The organism is Kumtagia sp., from assembly GCF_059502445.1.
In genome coordinates this window covers 90,779-111,040 of record NZ_JCACER010000076.1, presented here as the reverse complement: position 1 = coordinate 111,040, position 20,262 = coordinate 90,779, and the positions used below count along the sequence as shown (strand labels likewise).

Here is a 20,262-nt window from a genome sequence, read left to right as displayed (position 1 = left end):
CCTATATTGGCGTGAATGGAGGCGAGAATGGACCAGAGCTACGGAATCCTCAGCATGCCGGGCACCGGCTTTTTCGGCATGCTGGTCATCGGCTTCCTTGCCGGCTACGTCGCCGAGAAGACGATGAACCGCGACCACGGGTTCCTGACCAACATCCTGGTCGGCATCGCCGGGTCGTTCGTCGGCGGTACTCTGGCAGGGTTGATCGGCTTCAACTATTACGGTTTCCTCGGCAATCTGGTCGTCGCCATCGCAGGCGCGATCCTCATTCTTTGGATTTTCGGCCGCTCGCAGGCCGCCGGTTCCAGATAGGAAGCAGGAATGGTCACAGTCCTCGACCGAATCGCTACGCCGCCGCGGCCGCGCCATCCCGAGAAGGCGCACCGCCCGGACCAGGAGGTGCTGCGCAAGCCGGACTGGATCCGGGTCAAGGCACCGACGTCGCCGGGTTATGCCGAGACGCGCGAGATCGTGCGCTCGCACAAGCTGGTCACCGTCTGCGAGGAGGCCGGCTGCCCCAATATCGGCGAATGCTGGGACAAGAAGCACGCCACCTTCATGATCATGGGCGAGATCTGCACGCGCGCCTGCGCCTTCTGCAACGTCGCCACCGGCAAGCCCGGGCCGCTCGACCCGACGGAGCCCGGCAGCGTCGCCCGCGCGGTGCGCAAGATGGGACTGTCGCATGTGGTCATCACCTCGGTCGACCGCGACGATCTCGACGACGGCGGCGCCCGCCATTTCGCGGCGGTGATCCGCAACATCCGAGCGCTCAACCCGGAGACGACGATCGAGATCCTGACGCCCGACTTCCTGCGCAAGGACGGCGCGCTGGAGATCGTGGTGGCGGCAAGGCCCGACGTCTTCAACCACAATCTGGAGACCGTGCCCTCGCACTACCTGACCGTGCGTCCGGGCGCCCGCTACTTCCATTCGATCCGGCTCTTGCAGCGGGTGAAGGAGCTTGATCCGTCGATCTTCACCAAGTCGGGGATCATGGTCGGCCTCGGCGAGCAGCGCAACGAGGTGCTGCAGCTGATGGACGACCTGCGCTCGGCCGATGTCGACTTCATGACCATCGGCCAGTACCTGCAGCCGTCGAAGAAGCATCACCCGGTGAAGACATTCGTCACGCCGGACGAGTTCAAGTCCTACGAGACGATTGGCCTGTCGAAGGGGTTCCTGGTGATGGCGTCCAGCCCGCTGACGCGCTCCTCGCACCACGCCGGCGACGACTTCGCGCGGCTGCGCGCCGCCCGCGAGGAGATGTTGAGAACGGCCGGCTGAGGCGCCGATGCCCAGTTTCGAAACCGTCCGCCATGTCCGGCACACGCCGGAGCACATGTTCGCGCTGGTCGCCGACGTCGAGCGCTATCCGGAGTTCCTGCCGCTGTGCGAGGCGCTGACCGTGCGCTCGCGCAAGGAGCGCGACGGCCAGTCCGTGCTGGTCGCCGACATGACGGTCGGCTACAAGGCGATCCGCGAGACGTTCACCAGCCAGGTGCATTTGAAGCCCGAGGAGAACCGCATCGAGGTGCGCTATATCGACGGGCCGTTCAAATACCTGAGCAATGTCTGGTGGTTCGAACAGGCTGAGCCGGCGGCCGCGAACATCCATTTCTCGATCGAGTACGAGTTCAGGAGCCGGCTGCTCGGCATGCTGATGGGCTCGATGTTCGACCGCGCCTTCCGCATGTTTTCCGAAGCCTTCGAGAAGCGGGCGGATGCGATTTATGGCGCTGCGGTGACGTAGGCGCGACCTTGACTGGGCATTATCGATTGCCCTCTGACCCGTCGTGCGGTACACTGGCGCATGATCGAGAGCTTTCGGGACCATTGGCTGCGGGAGTTCTATGTCAACGACGCCCGCGCCAAAGGGATTCCTGCGAACCTCAGCGGGCGTCTCTTTCGAAAACTGCAACTGATCGACGATGCAATCACGGATGCTGACCTGCGAGCGCCGCCCAGCAATCATTTCGAGAAGCTCGCCGGGAACCTGACGGGCCGGCATTCGATCCGGGTCAATCAGCAGTGGCGCCTGATCTTCGAATGGGACGGTGCCCGGGGTGAGGCGAGAAACGTCTATCTCGACAATCATTCCTATCGGTGAGGCAGATATGATGATGACTGAACGCAAGCCCGTCAGCGTTGGCGAGATGCTCAAGGAGGAGTTCCTCAACCCGCTCGGCCTCACTCAGGGTGAACTGGCCGAGGCGATGGGGGTGCCGCGCAAGCATGTGAACGAGTTGTGCACCAACCGGCGAGCCGTCACGGCGGACACGGCGCTCATGTTGGCGCGGGTGTTCGGCAGCAGTCCCGATTTCTGGCTCAACGTCCAGCGCCGCAACGATCTCTGGGACGCCCTCCACTCGCCCGAGCGGCGTGAAAGAATCGAGCGGGCGCGACCGGTTTCGAAGGCTGCCTGACGAGCAGGGTGCTCAGCCGCGGTCGAGACACACCGGTCAGGGCTTTGCGTTGGGTTCCGTCGGCTCCAGCGCCGCCAGCCCCAGTTCCAGCGCGGTGCGGACGGTCTCGCGGCGAATGAAGTCGCGGCCATCGTTGTCGAAGATGCGCTTCTCCGCGAAGGGGGCGCGGCCGGCGAGCGCCAGTCCGAACCACACCAGCCCGACCGGCTTCTCCGGCGAGCCGCCGTCCGGGCCGGCGATGCCGGTGACGGCGAGCGCGATGCCCGCCCGCGAGCGGGCAAGCGCCGCAGAAGCCATTTCCAGCGCCGTCTCGCGCGACACCGCGCCATGCGCCTCGAGTGTCGCCGCCGACACCCCGAGCATGTCGATCTTGGCTTCGTTGGAATAAGTCACGAAGCCGCGATCGACGACGGCGGACGAGCCGGCGATGTCGGTCAGCGCAGCGACGATCATGCCGCCGGTGCAGGATTCGGCGGTTGCCGCCATCATTTTCCGGCGCCGGCAGGCGTCGAGGAAACGATCCGCCAGGCCGCCGATGTCGGTCACGGCTCCAGCCCTCCCGGAAAGATGACGGTCGCGGTGGCGATGGCGGCGATGCCTTCGCCGCGGCCGATGAAGCCGAGCTTCTCGTTGGTCGTCGCCTTCACCGAGATGCGTCCCGCGCCGATCTTCAGCATCGCCGCCATGGCCGAGACCATGGCCTCGCGGTGCGGCCCGACCTTCGGCGCCTCGCAGATCAGCGTCACGTCGGCGTTGGCGATCCGCCCGCCCTGGGCGCGCACCAGCGAGGCGGCGTGCTCGACGAACAGTTTCGACGGCGCGCCCTTCCATTGCGGGTCGGAGGGCGGGAAATGCGTGCCGATGTCGCCGGCCCCGCAGGTGGCCAGCAGCGCGTCGGTAAGCGCGTGCAGGCCGACATCGGCGTCGGAATGGCCGGACAGTTTTTTTGTATGCGCCACCTGCACCCCGCAGAGCCAGACGTGATCGCCGTCCTCGAAGGAATGGACATCGTAGCCGTTGCCGGTGCGCACGTCCGGAAAATGCATCGAGTCGCCCGAGAGGCGGCGGTCGGCCATGTCGATGTCTCCGGCCCATGTCAGCTTGATGTTGGCGGAAGAGCCTTCCACGAGCTTGACCGGCATGCCGGTCCACTCGGCGATCGCCGCGTCGTCGGTGAAGTCGCTCCTTCCCGCCCGGTGCGCCTTCACATGCGCGGCATGAATGGGCCAGAAGGGAAAACCCTGCGGCGTCTGCGCGGTGAACAGCCCCTGGCGCGGCACCGTCGCGGCGACGAGGCCGCCGTCGCCGCGCTTCAGCGTGTCGGCGACGGCCAGGACGGGCAGCGCCGCCTGGCGCTCGCCGATCGCCGCAATCGTGCGGTCGATCAGCGCCGCGTCGACGAACGGCCGCACCGCGTCGTGGATCAGCACCTTGGCGGGCGCCGCTTCGCGCAGCGCCTGCAGGCCGAGGCGCACGGAATCCTGGCGTGTCACGCCGCCCTCTACCGCGATCACCTTGTCGCAGAGCGGGCCGAGTGCCGCCGCGCACAGCGCGTGATCGTCGGGATGGATGACCGTGACGACCCAGCCGATCGCCGGATGGGCCAGAAACGCGTCGAGGGTGCGTCGAATGATCGGCTTGCCGCCGATGCTGCGATACTGCTTTGGTCCCCCGGCCTGTCCGGCGCGCTCGCCGCGACCCGCCGCCACGATGACGAGGGCGACGTCGCCTTGCGTTTCGGGAGAGGAAGCTGGGACGGACATGCCGGGACGCTTAATCGGAGCCGCCGGGAAGGGCCAGAGTTTTCCGTTCCCATCGCTAAAATTCACCTGCTCGGCAGTTGCGCTTCGTCCCGATTCTGTCTAGCAATTGTGCATGGTATACGGATGCTTGGTTTTTGTGCATGTATGAGGCGTCGCTGCTGGCCCAGCCATTGACGGTCGGCGGCAAGACCATCCGCAACCGCGTCTTCCTGGCGCCGATGTCGGGCATCACCGACCGCACCATGCGCATGCGCGCCCATCGCCATGGCGCCGGGCTCGTCGTCTCGGAGATGGTGGCGAGCGGCGAACTGGCGAAAGGCCGCGCCGGCTCGCAGCAGCGCATCCGCCATTCCGGCCTCGACATCCATGTGGTCCAGCTTGCGGGACGCGAGGCCGGGCATATGGCCGAGGCCGCCCGCATCGCCGCGGGCGAGGGCGCCGATATCGTCGACATCAACATGGGCTGTCCGGCCAAGAAGGTGACCGGCGGCTATGCCGGCTCGGCGCTGATGCGCGACCTCGACCATGCCGTGTCGCTGATCGACGCCGTGGTCGGCGCCGTGGACCTGCCGGTGACGGTGAAGATGCGGCTGGGATGGGACGAGAACGCGCTCAACGCGCCGGCGCTGGCGCGCCGCGCCGAAGACGCCGGCGTGCGCATGGTGACCGTGCACGGCCGCACCCGCTGCCAGTTCTACGAGGGCAGGGCCGACTGGCGGGCGATCCGCCGGGTCAAGGAGGCGGTTTCCATTCCGGTCGTCGCCAATGGCGACGTGAGCGACCTCGCGGACGCCGAGGCCGTGCTGCGGCAGTCCGGCGCCGACGCCGTCATGGTCGGCCGCGCCAGCTACGGCGCACCGTGGACGGCCGGCCGGATCGCCCATGCTGCCGCCGGCGTGGACGGCGAGGGAGAGCCGACCCCCGGCGAGGCGCTGGCCGACTACGTCGTCGCTCACTACGAGGACATGCTGGCGCTCTACGGCACGGAAAGCGGCCTGCGTCAGGCGCGAAAGCATCTCGGCTGGTATCTCGACCGCCATGCCCCGCGCACCGATCCGGCATCGCGCTCGGAGATCCTGCGTTCGCTCGACCCGGCCGCAGTCGTCGCCGGCCTGCGCCGGGCGTTCCTGGTCGCCAGCGAGGAATCCCACCAGATGCGGAGCGCAGCATGAACATGGTGCCACCGCCTGCCGGCGCCGAAGAGGCCGCACAGATCGTGCTGAACACGATCCGGCGCCCGGTGATCATGCTCGGGCCGGACGGGCACATCACCTACGCCAATGCCGACGCGGAGGATTTCTTCCGCTCCAGCGCACCGATGCTGGCGCGCACCACGCTGGCGCGCTTCGTGCCGTTCGGCAGCCCGATCCTGACGCTGATCGACCAGGTGCGCGAGCGCAACGCGCCGGTCAACGAATACCGCGTTGACCTGTCGTCGCCCCGGCTCGGCATCGAGCGGATCGTCGATCTGTATGTCGCCCCGGTGCCGGAGTTGCCGGGTTCGGTCGTCATCATGTTCCAGGAACGGTCGATGGCCGATAAGATCGACCGGCAGATGACGCACCGGGGTGCCGCGCGCTCGGTGACCGGGCTCGCCGCCATGCTGGCGCACGAGATCAAGAACCCGCTGTCGGGCATCCGCGGCGCCGCGCAACTGCTGGAGACTGTGGTTTCCGACGACGACCGGGCGCTCACCCGTCTGATCACCGACGAGACCGACCGTATCGTCTCGCTGGTCGACCGCATGGAGGTGTTTTCCGACGAGCGGCCGATCGACCGCTATCCGGTGAACATCCATGTGGTGCTCGACCATGTGAAGGCGATCGCCCGCAACGGCTTCGCCAGCAAGGTCAAGGTCATCGAGGACTACGACCCGTCGCTGCCGCCGGTCTATGCCAACCGCGACCAGCTCGTGCAGGTGTTCCTCAACCTGATCAAGAACGCGGCGGAGGCGACCGGCAACGTGCCGAGCGCTGAAATCACGCTGTCGACGGCGTTCCGCCCCGGCATCCGCGTCTCGGCGCCGGGCTCGCAGGATCGGGTGTCGCTGCCGCTCGAATTCTGCGTCCACGACAACGGCCCGGGCGTTCCCGACGACCTGCTGCCGATCCTGTTCGACCCGTTCATCACGACCAAGCCGAACGGCTCGGGCCTCGGCCTGGCGCTGGTCGCGAAAATCGTCGGCGAGCATGGCGGCATCGTCGAATGCGATTCGACGACACGCGGAACGACCTTCCGCATCCTCATGCCGGCGTGGAAGGAAGCGCCGGCCAGCGACGGCACGGAGAGGTGACATGAAGCCCCGCGGCAACATCCTTGTGGCGGACGACGACGCCGCCATTCGCACCGTGCTCAACCAGGCGCTGTCACGGGTCGGCCATGACGTGCGCGTCACCTCCAACGCCGCGACGCTGTGGCGCTGGGTGGCGGCCGGCGACGGCGACATCGTCATCACCGACGTGGTGATGCCCGACGAGAACGCCTTCGACATGCTGCCGCGCATCAAGAAGGCGCGGCCGGAACTGCCGGTCATCGTCATGAGCGCGCAGAACACGTTCATGACGGCGATCCGCGCCTCCGAGACCGGCGCCTACGAATATCTGCCGAAGCCGTTCGATCTCAACGAGCTCTTGTCCATCGTCAACCGGGCGCTGTCGGAGCCGCGGCGCCGGCCGCTCGGCGATCCCGGCGCCGACGACCAGGCGGACTCGATGCCGCTGGTCGGCCGCTCGCCGGCCATGCAGGACATCTACCGCATGCTGGCGCGCATGATGCAGACCGACCTGACGGTGATGATCAACGGCGAATCGGGCACCGGCAAGGAACTGGTGGCGCGCGCGCTGCACGAATACGGACGCCGCCGCAACGGCCCGTTCGTCGCCATCAACATGGCGGCGATCCCGCGCGACCTGATCGAATCGGAACTGTTCGGCCACGAGAAGGGCGCCTTCACCGGCGCGCAGAACCGCTCGACCGGGCGCTTCGAGCAGGCCGAGGGCGGCACGCTCTTCCTCGACGAGATCGGCGACATGCCGATGGAGGCGCAGACCAGGCTGCTGCGCGTGCTGCAGCAGGGCGAATACACGACCGTCGGCGGCCGCACGCCGATCAAGACCGACGTGCGCATCGTCGCGGCCACCAACAAGGACCTGCGCTCGCTCATCAACCAGGGCCTCTTCCGGGAAGATTTGTTCTATCGAATCAATGTCGTGCCGCTCCGTCTTCCGCCATTGCGCGAACGCTCGGAGGACATACCGGACCTCGTCCGCCACTTCTTCAAGCAGGGCGAGCAGGAGGGGCTGCAGACAAAACGCATCTCCTCCGGCGGCATCGAGCTGATGAAGCGCTATCCCTGGCCGGGCAATGTGCGCGAGCTGGAGAACCTGATTCGCCGCCTGGCGGCGCTCTACGCGCAGGACGAGATCTCCGCCGAGGTGATCGAGCAGGAGCTGAAGACCGCCGACCAGCCGAGCATGCCGGGCGGCCGGCTGCTGCCGGACGATCTGTCGATCGGCCAGGCGGTCGAGCATTATCTGCAGCGCTATTTCGCAGCTTTCGCCGGCGAGCTGCCGCCGTCCGGCCTCTATCAGCGCGTGCTCACCGAGGTGGAGTTTCCGCTGGTGCTGGCGGCGATGACGGCGACGCGCGGCAACCAGATCAAGGCCGCCGACCTGCTCGGCCTGAACCGCAACACGCTGCGCAAGAAGATCCGCGAGCTCGGCGTCAACGTCTACCGGGCGGCGAAGCCGGGTTAGGATCGACACAGCCGATCCTGGCGGCTCGCCGATGACGGGCGGCCGCCGGCGTGCTGCAAATTTTGGGGACCATCGGTTCCATAGCCGGCAGCTTTGTTGCATAATCGCCACAATGCATTGCATAGATCGGATTCGTTTCGGACGAATCCAACAGGCATGGCCATCAACATACCGACCGCACCGATGCCCGTGTTCCCGAATGCCAGGGCATTCGAGGGACGGCGGCTGCTCGCGCTGACCGGCATCATCGCAGTCGTCGGCGCGCTGGTGACGGCCGGCCTGTCCTTCGCCGTGCTGGTCGGCGCGACGCCGATCGAGCCGGACAGCACCACGACGCTCGCCCTGATCATCGGCGTCAACGCCGCCTTCGTGATCTTCCTGATCGGGCTGATCGCGCGCGAGGTGCGGCGTATCCTGGTGGCGCGCAAGGACGGCAAGGCAGCTGCGCGCCTGCATGTGCGCATCGTCGCGCTGTTCTCCGTGGTCGCGGCGATCCCGGCGCTGATCGTGGCGATCTTCGCCTCGATCACGCTGGACGTCGGCCTCGACCGCTGGTTCGAGATCCGCACCAAGACGATCGTCAACTCGTCGCTGTCGATCGCCGAGGCTTACGTGCTCGAGAATGCGCGCAACCTGCAGGGCACCACCCTGTCGATGGCCTACGACCTGACCAACGCCCGCACGCTCTACAATCTCGACCGCACCGGTTTTCGCGATTTCATGAGCCAGCAGGCGGTCGGGCGGGCGTTGGCGCATGCCGCGCTCATCCGCTCCGACGGCTCGTTCCTGATGACGGCGCAGACTGCGGCCGACTTCGCCATGCCGGAAGTGCCGATCGAGGCGGTGCAGACGGCCGCCGACGGCAAGCCGGTGCTGATCGAGCCGCGCACCAAGAACATCGTCGGCGCGGTGGTGAAGCTGCGCGATTTCGAAGACACCTATCTCTACACCATCCGGCTGGTCGATCCTGACGTGATCCGGGCACGCCAGATCGTCACCGCCAACACCGACGCCTATCGCGGGCTGGAGGCCAACCGCCGCACCACCCAGATCGCCTTCGCGCTGCTCTATCTCGGCGTGACGCTGGTGATCGTGCTGGCGGCGATCTGGACCGGTATCGCCGTCGCCGACCGGCTGGTGAGGCCGATCCGCCAGTTGATCGGCGCCGCCGACGAGGTGGCGACCGGCAATCTCGACGTGGCGGTGCCCGTCAGGGCATCCGACGGCGACGTCGCCTCGCTGGGCGACACGTTCAACAAGATGCTGTTACAGCTCAAGTCGCAGCGCAACGAGATCCTGTCCGCCAAGGATCTGGCGGACGAACGCCGGCGCTTCTCCGAGGCGGTGCTGGAAGGCGTCACGGCCGGCATCATCGGCGTCGACCCGAGCGGCACCATCACCATCGTCAACCGCTCGGCCGAGATGATGCTGGCCATCTCGGCGCGCGCCGGCGTCGGGCAGAACCTGTCGAAGCTGCTGCCGCATGTCGGCCGAGTGTTCGAGATCGGCCGAGGCTCCGGAAAGCCGGTCTATCGCGAGCAGGTCACTTTCTCGCGCGCCGGCGCCGAGCGGACCTTCAACGTCCAGGTGACGCACGAGCGCAGCGAGGTGGGCGCCGGCGAGCAGTCCTTCGTCGTCACCGTCGACGACATCACCGATCTCGTCACCGCGCAGCGCACCTCGGCCTGGGCGGACGTCGCCCGCCGCATCGCCCACGAGATCAAGAATCCGCTGACGCCCATCCAGCTTTCGGCCGAACGCATCCGCCGCCGCTACGGCAAGGTCATCACCGAGGATCGCGAGGTCTTCGACCAGTGCACCGACACGATCATCCGCCAGGTCGGCGACATCGGCCGCATGGTTGACGAGTTCTCGGCCTTCGCGCGCATGCCCAAGCCGGAGATGAAGGAGATCGACCTGCGCGAGGCGCTGCGCGAAGCCTCCTTCCTGATCGAGGTGAGCCGTTCCGACATCGCCTTCCAGCGCGATTATGGCGGCGTGCCGCTCAAAGGCCGATTCGACAGCCGGTTGCTCGCGCAGGCATTCGGCAACGTCATCAAGAACGCCACCGAGGCGATCGACGCGGCCGACCACGTCGACGGCGAGGGCGGCGTGGTCCGCGTCGTGGCGAGCAATGACGCCGGGATGATCCGCGTCGACGTGATCGACAACGGCAAGGGGCTGCCGCGCGAGAACCGGCAGCGCCTCCTGGAGCCCTACATGACGACCCGCGAGAAAGGTACCGGCCTCGGCCTCGCTATCGTCAAGAAGATCGTCGAAGACCATGGCGGCAGGCTGGAACTGCACGACGCTCCGCCGGACTTCCACGGCGGCAGGGGCGCCATGGTGAGCCTGTTCTTCCCGGCCGCGGCGGCCGACGGAGAGACGAAGCGCGAGGTCGCGCCTTCGCAAGAACAACGAGAGACTGAAAAGGTCGGCAATGGCATCTGACATCCTTGTCGTCGACGACGAAGAAGACATTCGGGAACTGGTCGCGGGCATCCTGAGCGACGAGGGCCACGAGACGCGCACGGCGCACGGCGCCGACAGCGCCCTGGCATGCATCGCGGACCGGGTGCCGCGCCTGGTGTTCCTCGACATCTGGCTGCAGGGGTCGCGGCTAGACGGGCTGGCATTGCTCGACGAGATCAAGGTGATGCACCCCAACCTGCCGGTGGTGATGATCTCCGGCCACGGCAACATCGAGACGGCGGTGTCGGCGATCCGCCGCGGTGCCTACGACTTCATCGAGAAGCCGTTCAAGGCCGACCGGCTGATTCTCGTGGCCGAGCGGGCGCTGGAGACGTCCAAGCTGAAGCGCGAGGTTTCCGAACTGCGCAACCGCAGCGCCGAGACCTTCGAGCTGATCGGCATGTCCTCGGCGATGAGCCAGCTGCGCCAGACCATCGAGCGGGTCTCGCCCACCAACAGCCGCATCATGATCGTCGGCCCGTCCGGCTCGGGCAAGGAGCAGGTGGCGCGCGCCATCCATGCCAACTCGGCGCGCAAGACCGGGCCGTTCGTGTCGCTGAACGCCGCCACCATCACGCCGGAGCGCATGGAGATCGAGCTGTTCGGCACCGAATCGAACGGCACCGAGCGCAAGGTCGGCGCGCTCGAGGAGGCGCATCGCGGCACGCTCTATCTCGACGAGATCGCCGACATGCCGCGCGAGACCCAGGCAAAGATCCTGCGCGTACTGGTCGAGCAGCAGTTCGAGCGGGTGGGCGGGACGAAGCGGGTCAAGGTCGACGTCCGCGTCATCTCCTCGACCGCGCAGAACCTCGAAGGCATGATCGCCGAAGGCCGCTTCCGCGAAGACCTGTTCCACCGGCTGGCGGTGGTGCCGGTGCTGGTCCCCGGCCTTGCAGAGCGGCGCGAGGACATCCCGTATCTCGTCGACAGCTTCATGAAGCAGGTCGCCCGCAATGCCGGCATCAAGCCGCGCCGCATCGCCGACGACGCCATGGCGGTGCTGCAGGCGCACAACTGGCCGGGCAACGTGCGCCAGCTCCGCAACAACATCGAGCGGCTGATGATTCTGGTGCGCGGCGATGACGTCGAGGCGCCGATCACCGCGGATCTGCTGCCCTCCGAGATCGGCGACGTGATGCCGCGCGCGCCCAATCAGTCCGACCACCACATCATGGCGCTGCCGCTGCGCGAGGCCCGCGAGATGTTCGAGAAGGAGTATCTGGTGGCGCAGATCAACCGCTTCGGCGGCAACATCTCGCGCACCGCCGAGTTCATCGGCATGGAGCGCTCGGCGCTGCACCGCAAGCTCAAGTCGCTGGGCGTGTGATGCCAGGCGGCTCTCTCCTTTCCGGCGGCGTCTGAATGCGCGTCATCATCTGCGGCGCGGGGCAGGTTGGCTACGGCATCGCCGAGCGGCTGGCGGCCGAGAAGAACGACGTGTCGATCATCGACACGTCGCCTGACCTCATCCAGACGGTCCGCGACGCGCTCGACGTGCGCGGTTTCGTCGGCCATGGCGCGCATCCCGACGTGCTGGAAAAGGCCGGCGCCGAACAGGCCGACATGATCATCGCCGTGACCTTCTACGACGAAGTCAACATCGTCGCCTGCGAGGTCGCGCATGCGCTGTTCAACGTGCCGATGAAGATTGCCCGGCTGCGCGCCCAGGCCTATCTGCAGCCGCATTACCAGGACCTGTTCTCGCGCGAGCACCTGCCGATCGACGTGATCATCTCGCCGGAGGTGGAGGTCGGCGAGATGGTGCTGCGGCGCATCGCACTGCCCGGCGCTATGGACGTGATGCGCTTCGCCGACGACAAGATCGCCGCCGTCGCCATCGAGTGCCTCGAGGACTGCCCGGTCATCAACACGCCGCTGGGGCAGCTCAGCCAGCTGTTCCCCGACCTGCCGGCAACGGTCGTCGGCGTCAGCCGCGCCGGAAAGCTGTTCATTCCGCATTCGGCCGACCAGCTTTTCGTCGGCGATATCGCCTATGTGGTGACGACGCGCGACCAGGTGCGGCGCACCATGGGCCTGTTCGGCCACGAGGAGCAGGAGGCGACCCGCATCGTCATTGCCGGCGGCGGCAATATCGGTCTGTTTGTCGCCCGCACAATCGAGCAGAAGCAGGCCCGCACCAAGATCAAGATCATCGAATCCAGCCGCGACCGGGCGGTCGCCGTGGCCGATTCGCTGCGCCGGACCGTTGTGCTGCACGGCAGCGCGCTCGACCAGCGCCTGCTGATGGAAGCCGACATCCACGACGCCGAGCTGATGGTGGCGCTCACCAACAACGACCAGGTGAACATCCTGTCGAGCGTCATGGCCAAGCGGCTGGGCTGCAAGTCGAACCTGGCCTTGATCAACAATCCGAGCTTTCTCGACATCACCAAGACCGTGGGCATCGACGCCACGCTCAATCCCGGCTCGGTCACCGTCTCGCGTGTGCTCCAGCATGTGCGGCGCGGCCGCATCCGCGCCGTGCAGAGCCTGCAGCGCGGCGGCGCCGAGGTGATCGAGGCGGAAGCGCTGGAGACCTCGCCGCTGGTCGGCGTGCCGCTGCGCGATCTCGACCTGCCGGACGGCATGCGCATCGGCGCCGTCTATCGCGACGGGGGGGTCATCAAGCCGAGCGGCTCGCTGCGCATCAAGGCAAAGGACCGGGTGGTCATCTTCGCGCTGGAGAAGGCGGTGAAGCAGGTCGAGCAGATGTTCCGGGTCAGCCTGGAGTTCTTTTGAGGGGTTTTGAACCCTTGGCCGATGCTGTTGCCGGCGCATGGAATCGGTTACCAAAACCTTCCCGCAATCAAGGATCGGATGAATGCCGCGCATTGCCTATGTGAACGGCCGCTATGTCGCGCATGCGGGGGCCTGCGTGCATGTCGAGGACCGCGGCTACCAGTTCGCCGACGGCGTCTACGAGGTCTGCGAGGTGGCGCGCGGCCATATCGTCGACATGACCGGCCATCTCAACCGGCTCGAGCGCTCGCTGCGCGAGCTGTCGATCGGCTGGCCGGTACGTCGCGCCGCGCTGGAGATCGTCATCGGCGAGGTCGTGCGCCGCAACCGCGTGAGCGACGGCCTCGTCTATGTGCAGGTGACGCGCGGCGTCGCCAGCCGCGACTTCCTGTTTCCGGCGAATACCCGGCCATCGCTGGTGGTCATCGCCAAAAAGGCAGATCCCGCCGTCAACGCCAGGCGCGCCGAAGCCGGCATCAAGATCATCACCGTGCCGGAGAACCGCTGGGAGCGCGTCGACATCAAGACCGTGGGGTTGCTGCCGAACGTGCTTGCCAAGCAGCGGGCGAAGGAGGCCGGTGCCCAGGAGGCGTGGTTCGTGGACGTCGACGGCAACGTCAAGGAGGGCGGCTCGTCCAATGCCTGGATCGTCACCAGGGACGGCAGGCTGGTGACGCGCCCCGCCGACGAGGGCATCTTGCGCGGCATCACCCGCACCACGCTGTTCGACGTCGCCAAAAAGCTCGGCCTGACGGTCGAGGAGCGGCATTTCAGCGTCGCCGAGGCCAAGACGGCGCGCGAAGCCTTCATCACCTCGGCGACAACCGTGGTCATGCCGGTGGTGGCCATCGACGGCGCCCCGGTGGCCAACGGCCATCCCGGCTCGGTGGCGCTTTCGTTGCGCGCTGCCTTTTTTGACGTTGCGGAAAAGCGCCCGGCCTGATAACCGCCACACCGGTAGTCATATGAATCAGTCTCATGGCACTTGCCCGTTACCGGGGCAGGGGCAGGATTTGCGTGCTTGACACGTGCTAAGAATTTTGGCGCACTGGCCTGCATTTCCGAGGGGACCGGCGAAAGTAAAGAACGATGGCGGAACGATCGCAGAATCTTCAGGACCTGTTCCTGAACTCTGTTCGCAAGAGCAAGAATCCACTCACGATTTTCCTGATCAACGGCGTCAAGCTGACCGGGGTGGTGACTTCGTTCGATAATTTCTGTGTCCTCCTGCGTCGCGACGGACATTCGCAGCTCGTCTACAAGCATGCGATCTCGACCATCATGCCCAGCCAGCCGGTGCAGATGTTCGACGCCGAGGACGGTAGCCAAGGCTCCTGATTGACCAAAAACACTTCCGCGGGTACCGGAGCATTCTCCGACAAGGGCAAGAGGAACGCGGCTTCCTCTGAAGGCGGCGTCATGCGCGCGGTGGTGGTCGTACCGCTGCTGCCGGCGCCGCGCGGCGACGACGACCGCAGCCGGCCGCGGCTCGCCCGCTCCGCCGAGGCGCGGCTGGAGGAGGCCGTCGGCCTGGCCGCGGCGATCGACCTCGACATCACCTACTCGGCCGCCGTGGCAGTCAACGAGCCGCGCCCCGCAACCCTGTTCGGCAGCGGCAAGGTCGAGGAACTGGCGGAGGCGATCCGCGACACCGAGGCGGGGCTGCTCATTGTCGACCATCCGCTGACGCCGGTGCAGCAGCGCAATCTGGAGAAGGAGACGGGCGCCAAGGTGCTCGACCGCACCGGCCTGATCCTGGAGATATTCGGCCGCCGCGCCCGCACCAAGGAAGGCACGCTGCAGGTCGACCTGGCGCATCTCACCTATCAGAAGGGGCGGCTGGTGCGCAGCTGGACCCACCTGGAGCGGCAGAGAGGCGGTGCCGGCTTCCTCGGCGGTCCCGGCGAGACGCAGATCGAGGCGGACCGGCGCGCGCTGCAGGACAAGATCATCCGGCTGAAGCGCGAGCTCGAGCAGGTGCGCCGCACCCGCGACCTGCACCGCGCCAAGCGCCGCAAGGTGCCGTTCCCGGTGGTCGCCATCGTCGGCTACACCAATGCCGGAAAATCGACGCTGTTCAACCGGCTGACCGGCGCCGGCGTGCTGGCCGAGGACATGCTGTTCGCCACGCTCGACCCGACGCTCAGGCGCGTGCGCCTGCCGCACGGCACGCCGGTGATCCTGTCCGATACCGTCGGCTTCATCTCCGACCTGCCGACGCATCTGGTCGCCGCCTTCCGCGCCACGCTGGAAGAGGTAGTGGAAGCCGATCTGGTGCTGCACCTGCGCGACATCGCCGATCCCGATACGGCGGCCCAGGCCGAGGATGTCGAGCGCATCCTCGCCGACCTCGGCATCGATGCGTCCGACCGCGAGCGGGTGATCGAGGTCTGGAACAAGATCGACCTGCTGGACGAGCCGAACCGGCAGCGGCTGCTCGAAGAGGCGGCCGGCGAGACCCATCCGGCCGTGCCGATCTCGGCGGTGACGGGCGAGGGGATCGACAGGCTGACCACGCTCATCGAGCAGCGGCTTTCCGGGTCGCTCGGCAAGGTGGAGATCACGCTGCAACCGGCCGAGCTCGGCCTGGTCGACTGGATCTACCGCAACGGCGAGGTCGTGGCGCGCAGCGACAACGAGGACGGCAGCGTCACGATCGGCCTGCTGGCGACGGCCGCCGCCCGCGCCGAGATCGAAAGCAGGCTGAAGAACGCGGGCGGGCGCTCACGCCCTGTCTGATCGACGGGAACGTTCCTGACGGCATCGGGTGCGTTCTGAAGATAGGTCGATCATTCCGCCACAACGTGGACAATCCCTACCGCACCGCCTTCGCCCGCTGCCACTCCTCCTCCATTTCCTCCAATGATGTTTCCTCAAGCGTGCGCCCGCTCGCGCGCAGCGCCTGCTCGACGATATGGAAGCGGGTGCGGAACTTGTCGTTGGTGCCGGCGAGCGCCGCTTCCGGGTCGATTTTGAGATGCCGCCCGAAATTGACCAGAGCGAACAGAAGGTCGCCGAACTCGTCCTCGCTTGCCGCCTTGTCATTGCTGTCGATCGCCTCGCGCAGCTCGGCGATCTCCTCCTCGATCTTGTCGAGGATGGGGGCGGCTTCCTTCCAGTCGAATCCGACCCTTGCGGCCTTTTCCTGAAGCTTCAGCGCACGTGTCAGCGCCGGGAAGGCGAGGGGCACGCCGTCGAGATATCCCTTGCCGTTGTCCTCGGGATCGCGGCCGCGCGCCAGCCGCGCCGCCCGCTTTTCGGCCTTCTCCTCGGCCTTGATCTTTTCCCACATGCCCTTCGCCATGCCGGCGCTGCGGGCGTCCGCATCGCCGAAGACATGCGGGTGGCGGCGGATCATTTTCCTCGTGATGCCTTCGACGACGTCCCCGAAGGTGAATTCGCCGGCCTCCTCGGCCATCCGGGCATGGTAGACGACCTGCAGCAAGAGGTCGCCGAGCTCCTCGCTGAGGTCGTCCATGTCGGAGCGGGCGATGGCGTCGGCGACCTCGTAGGCCTCCTCGATCGTGTAGGGCGCGATCGTGCGGAACGTCTGCTCGACGTCCCACGGGCAGCCGCCCTCCGGTGCCCTGAGGGCGGCCATGATCTCGATCAGGCGGGAAATGTCGCGGGACGGCTGCATGGCATCACGTTAGCCCAGGCTTGGAACACTGCCCATGCGCCGCGGGACGCGGGGCGACTTATGCACAACCCAGACAGCGAAGGCCGACAAGGCGGGCATCCGTGTGTCCCGGGAAAAGGCGCTTCACGATCGCGCGAGCGGCAGCAAGTTTGGCAGGAGCCCGCCTTCCGGCTCCTTGCATGGCCTGTGTCGGTACATACCTCTCGGGGGCCCGCGGCAGAAGGGGCGCTCAAGGGAACAAAAAATCCGAATGGGAGGAAGGCAGACAGGATTCTCCTCCCATGAAACGATTGATACTCGCTGCGCTGTCCACGCTGCTCGTCGCCGGATCGGCCGGCGCGATGGAACGCTACGATATGGCCAGCATGTCCTGCGCTCAGATCCAGACGGCGCTCAAGCGGGACGGCAAGGCTATCCTGCGGTCGCAGTCGAAGAAGGTTCCCGGCCTGACACTCTTCAACACCTATGCCGGCAGCCGCGACCAGTGCACCGGCGGCCAGGCGCCCACCAACCGCCGCGTCACCGCGGCCGACGGCTCCTGCCTGGTTATCCAGTGCGTGACGCCCAGCCATTCCTGGATGCGCCCCTGACCAGCCATTGGTCAACCAGGGCCCGGTCGTTTTCGGCCGGGCCCTTGGCACGAGCGCCCGTTGCGATCCCGGCGGACTCAGTGTCGCATGCGCGCCTTGGGCTGGTAGCGGCCGTCTTCCGTCCTGTCGAACATCTCGCCGAGCTGCGGGTGCCGGACCGGCTCTCCGGTCCTGTCCTCGAGCAGGTTCTGCTCCGAGACATAGGCGATGTATTCGCTCTCCGCGTTCTCGGCGAACAGATGGTAGAAGGGCTGGTCCTTGCGCGGCCGCGCGTGCTCGGGAATGGACTGGTACCATTCCTCGCTGTTGCTGAATTCCGGATCGATGTCGAAGATCACGCCCCGGAACGGGAACAACCGGTGGCGCACCACCTGACCGATCGTGAATTTTGTTGCTTTCGTCATTGCCATGGCAGGGCCTATGTGGCCCAGCCGGCGCAGAATTTCAATCGGTTGGGTTGACGCTGCGCGGCAGTGCGGGTTAGCCGCGCGGCAATCGGCAAAATGCGCGGCGAAGCATGTACGACGTCATCGGCCTGGTCATCCCGTTCTTCGGGCTCATTTTCGTCGGCTTCATAGCGGCGCGGATCACGCGCCGGCCGCTCGACGACCTCGGCTGGATGAACACCTTCATCCTCTATGTCGCGCTGCCGGCCCTGTTCTTTCAGCTTCTCTCCAACACGCCGATCGAGCAGCTGACCGCGTGGGGCTACATATTTGGCTCGGTCTTTTCGACCTTCGTGATCTTCTCCCTGATGTTCGTCGCCTCGGCCGTGCTGTCGCGCGGCGACGTCGCCCAGTCGACCATGAAAGGACTGGCCGCCGCCTACGGCAATATCGGCTATATGGGGCCGGGCATCGCGCTCCTGGCGCTCGGCGAGGAGGCCGCCGTGCCGGTGGCGCTGATCTTCTGCTTCGAGAACATCATGCACTTCGCCATCGCGCCGACCATGATGGCGCTGTCGGGCGGAAAACACGCGTCGCCGGCCGCGCTGGCGCTTGGCGTCGTGAAGAAGATCGTGCTGCATCCCTTCATCATCGCCACCGCCATCGGCGTCGCGGCGGCGGCGCTGGAATTCCGCCCGCCCATGCCGGTCGAGCGGCTGCTCGACTATCTGGCGCGGGCGGCCGCGCCCTGCGCGCTGTTCGCAATGGGCGTGACGCTGGCGCTGAGGCCGCTGCGCGGCATGCCGGCCGAGATGGCGCCGATCGCCATGCTCAAGCTCGTCGTGCATCCTGCTCTCTGCTACGTGGTGCTGAGCTGGATCGGCGACTATCCGCCGTCCTGGGTCTATGCGGCGGTGCTGCTCGCCTCGCTGCCGACCGCCACCAACGTCTTCGTGATCGCCCAGCAGTATGGCGTGTGGGTGGAGCGCGCCTCGGCCAGCGTGCTGGTCACCACCTGCCTATCGGTGCTGACGGTGACGGTGCTGCTCTATCTCATCACCAGTGGCCTGCTACCGCCGGACCTGTTCCCGGGCCGTTGAGAACAGCGAGGACAGGCCGCTGCCCGGCCGCAGCCCCTCGCGCATGAACAGGGTACGCAGCGGTGCGAAGGCGCCGAGCAGACCGAGCCCGGCGCTGCGGGCGATCTGCGCCGGCAGCATGTCGGAGAGCAGCGAGCGGTTGAGCAGGCTAACCGCCCCGGTCCGGGCAAGGATGTCGGGCCGGCGCTTTGCGTCATAGGCGGCGAGGGCGGCGGGAGCTCCGGGGTCGGTTCTGTTTTTCGAAGCGACGTCAACGAGCTGCTGAATATCCCTGACACCGAGGTTGAGACCTTGCGCGCCGATCGGCGGGAACATGTGCGCGGCTTCGCCGACCAGCGCCACCCTGTTCCGGGCGAAAACGGCGGGCAGGCTCACCGACAGCGGATGGATCTGGCGGGGGGAATCGACGGTGACGCGCCCGAGCATCGACTGCATGCGCGCTTCGATCTCGCGCGAGAGCGCTTCGGCGGGCAGGGCGGTCAGCCGCTCGGCCTCCTGCGGCTTCACCACCCACACCAGGCTGGAGCGGCTGCCCGGCAGCGGCACCTGGGTGAAAGGACCGGTCTCCGTGTGGAACTCGGTCGAGACAAAGCCGTGCGCGCGGCTGTGCGAGAAGGCGGTCACCAGTGCCGCCTGCGGATAGGCTCGTGTCGAGGTGCGGATGCCGGCGGCGGCACGGGCCGGCGAATTGCGGCCGTCGGCGGCCACCGCCAGCTTCGCTGCCAGCGCCGTGCCGTCGGCGAGGCGGGCTGTGACCTGATCTGCTGCGATCTCCCAGCCCTCGACCAGAGTTTCGCGCCAGTCGATGCCCGACGTCTCCTTGACCGCCGTCTCCAGCGCGCCGTTCAGCGCTTGGTTCGGAACGTTCAGGCCGAAGCAGGGTTCGCTGATCTCGCCGGCATGGAAGGTGACGACCGGGCTGCGCACCAGCCGGCGCGTGCCGTCGACGATGCGCATGACGCGCAGCGGCGCCGCCCGCGGCTCGATCGCCGACAGCACGCCGACGCGGTCGAGCACGGCGAGCGCCGGCGCCATAAGCGCGGTGGTGCGGGCGTCGGCGCTGTTGGCGGGCGGGCCTGCGAGGCTGACGGAAAAACCGTCGCGCGCCAGCGCCAGGGCCGCCAGCAGGCCGGCCGGCCCGGTGCCTGCCACCATGATGTCCGTGCTTGTCTCCGCCATCCTTGCCATCCGTCCGCGGTCCTCACCGGTATAGGAGTGCTCAACGCGCGGATCAACGCGACGGTTTCGCCCACGCCGCCGCCGTATGGGCCGCCTCTTGTGGAAAAGAGGTCGGCCGTCTTCCGATCCGGCCTTGGCGGCGCCACGATCGTGCTTGTATGGGCGGGCCGGCTGCGATTAACTGCCTGTCGAAGCGCATGGGGAGGGAC

21 protein-coding genes are annotated in these 20,262 nt (G+C 66.9%); 16 read left to right on the top strand and 5 right to left on the bottom strand.

Annotated features, from left to right (window positions below):
• Positions 1–27: 27 nt before the first annotated feature.
• The 5 genes from AC5JDC_RS20330 to AC5JDC_RS20310 are packed head-to-tail and all read left to right on the top strand — an operon-like array spanning position 28 to position 2,426.
• Positions 28–312 (top strand): GlsB/YeaQ/YmgE family stress response membrane protein, encoded by a 285-nt coding sequence (locus AC5JDC_RS20330; RefSeq protein ID WP_106771114.1) that lies wholly within the window; start codon positions 28–30, stop codon positions 310–312.
• 9 nt (positions 313–321) lie between these two features.
• The gene (gene lipA / locus AC5JDC_RS20325; protein WP_495844058.1) at positions 322–1,287 is read left to right on the top strand and encodes a lipoyl synthase; all 966 of its coding nucleotides are present in this window, start codon (positions 322–324) and stop codon (positions 1,285–1,287) included.
• Positions 1,288–1,294: 7 nt separating this feature from the next.
• Positions 1,295–1,753, top strand: a complete 459-nt coding sequence (locus AC5JDC_RS20320) for a type II toxin-antitoxin system RatA family toxin (protein ID WP_495844056.1) — start codon at positions 1,295–1,297, stop codon at positions 1,751–1,753.
• Between the two features lie 60 nt (positions 1,754–1,813).
• Entirely contained in the window at positions 1,814–2,110 is a 297-nt protein-coding gene (locus tag AC5JDC_RS20315) for a type II toxin-antitoxin system RelE/ParE family toxin (RefSeq protein ID WP_495844053.1), read from the top strand.
• Between the two features lie 7 nt (positions 2,111–2,117).
• Positions 2,118–2,426 (top strand): HigA family addiction module antitoxin, encoded by a 309-nt coding sequence (locus AC5JDC_RS20310; RefSeq protein ID WP_495844051.1) that lies wholly within the window; start codon positions 2,118–2,120, stop codon positions 2,424–2,426.
• 36 nt (positions 2,427–2,462) lie between these two features.
• Here AC5JDC_RS20310 and AC5JDC_RS20305 read toward each other — a convergent pair whose 3' ends face one another.
• Positions 2,463–2,972, bottom strand: a complete 510-nt coding sequence (locus AC5JDC_RS20305) for a CinA family protein (protein WP_495844049.1) — start codon at positions 2,970–2,972, stop codon at positions 2,463–2,465.
• Positions 2,969–4,189 carry a bifunctional 2-C-methyl-D-erythritol 4-phosphate cytidylyltransferase/2-C-methyl-D-erythritol 2,4-cyclodiphosphate synthase gene (locus tag AC5JDC_RS20300; RefSeq protein WP_495844047.1) on the bottom strand — a complete coding sequence of 407 codons (1,221 nt, stop codon included), beginning with the start codon at positions 4,187–4,189 and terminating at the stop codon, positions 2,969–2,971. The genes AC5JDC_RS20305 and AC5JDC_RS20300 overlap by 4 nt, the downstream gene beginning before the upstream one ends.
• 140 nt (positions 4,190–4,329) lie before the next feature.
• Between AC5JDC_RS20300 and dusB the strand changes: the two genes are divergently transcribed.
• From dusB to hflX, 9 genes are all read left to right on the top strand, one after another.
• Positions 4,330–5,361 (top strand): tRNA dihydrouridine synthase DusB, encoded by a 1,032-nt coding sequence (dusB, locus tag AC5JDC_RS20295; RefSeq protein ID WP_495844045.1) that lies wholly within the window; start codon positions 4,330–4,332, stop codon positions 5,359–5,361.
• Between the two features lie 2 nt (positions 5,362–5,363).
• A complete protein-coding gene (locus tag AC5JDC_RS20290; RefSeq protein WP_495844392.1) occupies positions 5,364–6,482 on the top strand; it encodes a two-component system sensor histidine kinase NtrB in 1,119 nt (372 codons plus the stop codon).
• 1 nt (position 6,483) lies between these two features.
• Positions 6,484–7,944 (top strand): nitrogen regulation protein NR(I), encoded by a 1,461-nt coding sequence (gene ntrC / locus AC5JDC_RS20285; RefSeq protein ID WP_106771107.1) that lies wholly within the window; start codon positions 6,484–6,486, stop codon positions 7,942–7,944.
• Between the two features lie 156 nt (positions 7,945–8,100).
• Positions 8,101–10,395 carry a sensor histidine kinase NtrY-like gene (locus tag AC5JDC_RS20280; protein WP_106771106.1) on the top strand — a complete coding sequence of 765 codons (2,295 nt, stop codon included), beginning with the start codon at positions 8,101–8,103 and terminating at the stop codon, positions 10,393–10,395.
• Positions 10,385–11,746 (top strand): nitrogen assimilation response regulator NtrX, encoded by a 1,362-nt coding sequence (gene ntrX / locus AC5JDC_RS20275; RefSeq protein WP_106771105.1) that lies wholly within the window; start codon positions 10,385–10,387, stop codon positions 11,744–11,746. Before AC5JDC_RS20280 ends, ntrX begins: the two co-directional genes overlap by 11 nt.
• 35 nt (positions 11,747–11,781) lie before the next feature.
• Positions 11,782–13,158 carry a Trk system potassium transporter TrkA gene (trkA, locus tag AC5JDC_RS20270; protein WP_106771104.1) on the top strand — a complete coding sequence of 459 codons (1,377 nt, stop codon included), beginning with the start codon at positions 11,782–11,784 and terminating at the stop codon, positions 13,156–13,158.
• Positions 13,159–13,240: 82 nt separating this feature from the next.
• Positions 13,241–14,101, top strand: a complete 861-nt coding sequence (locus AC5JDC_RS20265; RefSeq protein ID WP_495844041.1) for a D-amino-acid transaminase — start codon at positions 13,241–13,243, stop codon at positions 14,099–14,101.
• Positions 14,102–14,247: 146 nt separating this feature from the next.
• On the top strand, positions 14,248–14,496 hold the full coding sequence (gene hfq / locus AC5JDC_RS20260; RefSeq protein ID WP_106771102.1) for an RNA chaperone Hfq: 249 nt from the start codon (positions 14,248–14,250) through the stop codon (positions 14,494–14,496).
• Between the two features lie 81 nt (positions 14,497–14,577).
• A complete protein-coding gene (gene hflX, locus AC5JDC_RS20255; RefSeq protein ID WP_495844038.1) occupies positions 14,578–15,897 on the top strand; it encodes a GTPase HflX in 1,320 nt (439 codons plus the stop codon).
• Positions 15,898–15,973: 76 nt separating this feature from the next.
• Here hflX and mazG read toward each other — a convergent pair whose 3' ends face one another.
• Positions 15,974–16,798, bottom strand: a complete 825-nt coding sequence (gene mazG / locus AC5JDC_RS20250; RefSeq protein WP_495844036.1) for a nucleoside triphosphate pyrophosphohydrolase — start codon at positions 16,796–16,798, stop codon at positions 15,974–15,976.
• Between the two features lie 281 nt (positions 16,799–17,079).
• Between mazG and AC5JDC_RS20245 the strand changes: the two genes are divergently transcribed.
• On the top strand, positions 17,080–17,388 hold the full coding sequence (locus AC5JDC_RS20245) for a hypothetical protein (protein ID WP_133170060.1): 309 nt from the start codon (positions 17,080–17,082) through the stop codon (positions 17,386–17,388).
• A 77-nt stretch (positions 17,389–17,465) separates the two neighbouring features.
• On the opposite strand, the gene hspQ is transcribed toward AC5JDC_RS20245, so the two are convergent.
• Positions 17,466–17,798 (bottom strand): heat shock protein HspQ, encoded by a 333-nt coding sequence (gene hspQ, locus AC5JDC_RS20240; protein ID WP_207770969.1) that lies wholly within the window; start codon positions 17,796–17,798, stop codon positions 17,466–17,468.
• A 107-nt stretch (positions 17,799–17,905) separates the two neighbouring features.
• On the opposite strand from hspQ, the gene AC5JDC_RS20235 reads away from it, so the two are divergent.
• Positions 17,906–18,874 (top strand): AEC family transporter, encoded by a 969-nt coding sequence (locus AC5JDC_RS20235; protein ID WP_495844033.1) that lies wholly within the window; start codon positions 17,906–17,908, stop codon positions 18,872–18,874.
• Here AC5JDC_RS20235 and AC5JDC_RS20230 read toward each other — a convergent pair.
• A complete protein-coding gene (locus AC5JDC_RS20230; protein ID WP_495844031.1) occupies positions 18,845–20,053 on the bottom strand; it encodes a UbiH/UbiF family hydroxylase in 1,209 nt (402 codons plus the stop codon). The genes AC5JDC_RS20235 and AC5JDC_RS20230 overlap by 30 nt on opposite strands.
• Positions 20,054–20,262: the final 209 nt, after the last annotated feature.

Bases quoted from the DNA above. Each gene is read 5' to 3' on its own strand.
- AC5JDC_RS20235 (WP_495844033.1), top strand. From the start codon at position 17,906: ATGTACGACGTCATCGGCCTGGTCATCCCGTTCTTCGGGCTCATTTTC.
- AC5JDC_RS20230 (WP_495844031.1), bottom strand. From the start codon at position 20,053: ATGGCGGAGACAAGCACGGACATCATGGTGGCAGGCACCGGGCCGGCC.
- AC5JDC_RS20310 (WP_495844051.1), top strand. From the start codon at position 2,118: ATGATGATGACTGAACGCAAGCCCGTCAGCGTTGGCGAGATGCTCAAG.
- trkA (WP_106771104.1), top strand. From the start codon at position 11,782: ATGCGCGTCATCATCTGCGGCGCGGGGCAGGTTGGCTACGGCATCGCC.
- ntrX (WP_106771105.1), top strand. From the start codon at position 10,385: ATGGCATCTGACATCCTTGTCGTCGACGACGAAGAAGACATTCGGGAA.
- AC5JDC_RS20265 (WP_495844041.1), top strand. From the start codon at position 13,241: ATGCCGCGCATTGCCTATGTGAACGGCCGCTATGTCGCGCATGCGGGG.
- AC5JDC_RS20320 (WP_495844056.1), top strand. From the start codon at position 1,295: ATGCCCAGTTTCGAAACCGTCCGCCATGTCCGGCACACGCCGGAGCAC.
- AC5JDC_RS20245 (WP_133170060.1), top strand. From the start codon at position 17,080: ATGAAACGATTGATACTCGCTGCGCTGTCCACGCTGCTCGTCGCCGGA.
- hfq (WP_106771102.1), top strand. From the start codon at position 14,248: ATGGCGGAACGATCGCAGAATCTTCAGGACCTGTTCCTGAACTCTGTT.
- hflX (WP_495844038.1), top strand. From the start codon at position 14,578: ATGCGCGCGGTGGTGGTCGTACCGCTGCTGCCGGCGCCGCGCGGCGAC.
- mazG (WP_495844036.1), bottom strand. From the start codon at position 16,798: ATGCAGCCGTCCCGCGACATTTCCCGCCTGATCGAGATCATGGCCGCC.
- AC5JDC_RS20280 (WP_106771106.1), top strand. From the start codon at position 8,101: ATGGCCATCAACATACCGACCGCACCGATGCCCGTGTTCCCGAATGCC.
- AC5JDC_RS20315 (WP_495844053.1), top strand. From the start codon at position 1,814: ATGATCGAGAGCTTTCGGGACCATTGGCTGCGGGAGTTCTATGTCAAC.
- AC5JDC_RS20330 (WP_106771114.1), top strand. From the start codon at position 28: ATGGACCAGAGCTACGGAATCCTCAGCATGCCGGGCACCGGCTTTTTC.
- AC5JDC_RS20290 (WP_495844392.1), top strand. From the start codon at position 5,364: ATGGTGCCACCGCCTGCCGGCGCCGAAGAGGCCGCACAGATCGTGCTG.
- dusB (WP_495844045.1), top strand. From the start codon at position 4,330: ATGTATGAGGCGTCGCTGCTGGCCCAGCCATTGACGGTCGGCGGCAAG.
- ntrC (WP_106771107.1), top strand. From the start codon at position 6,484: ATGAAGCCCCGCGGCAACATCCTTGTGGCGGACGACGACGCCGCCATT.
- hspQ (WP_207770969.1), bottom strand. From the start codon at position 17,798: ATGGCAATGACGAAAGCAACAAAATTCACGATCGGTCAGGTGGTGCGC.
- lipA (WP_495844058.1), top strand. From the start codon at position 322: ATGGTCACAGTCCTCGACCGAATCGCTACGCCGCCGCGGCCGCGCCAT.
- AC5JDC_RS20300 (WP_495844047.1), bottom strand. From the start codon at position 4,189: ATGTCCGTCCCAGCTTCCTCTCCCGAAACGCAAGGCGACGTCGCCCTC.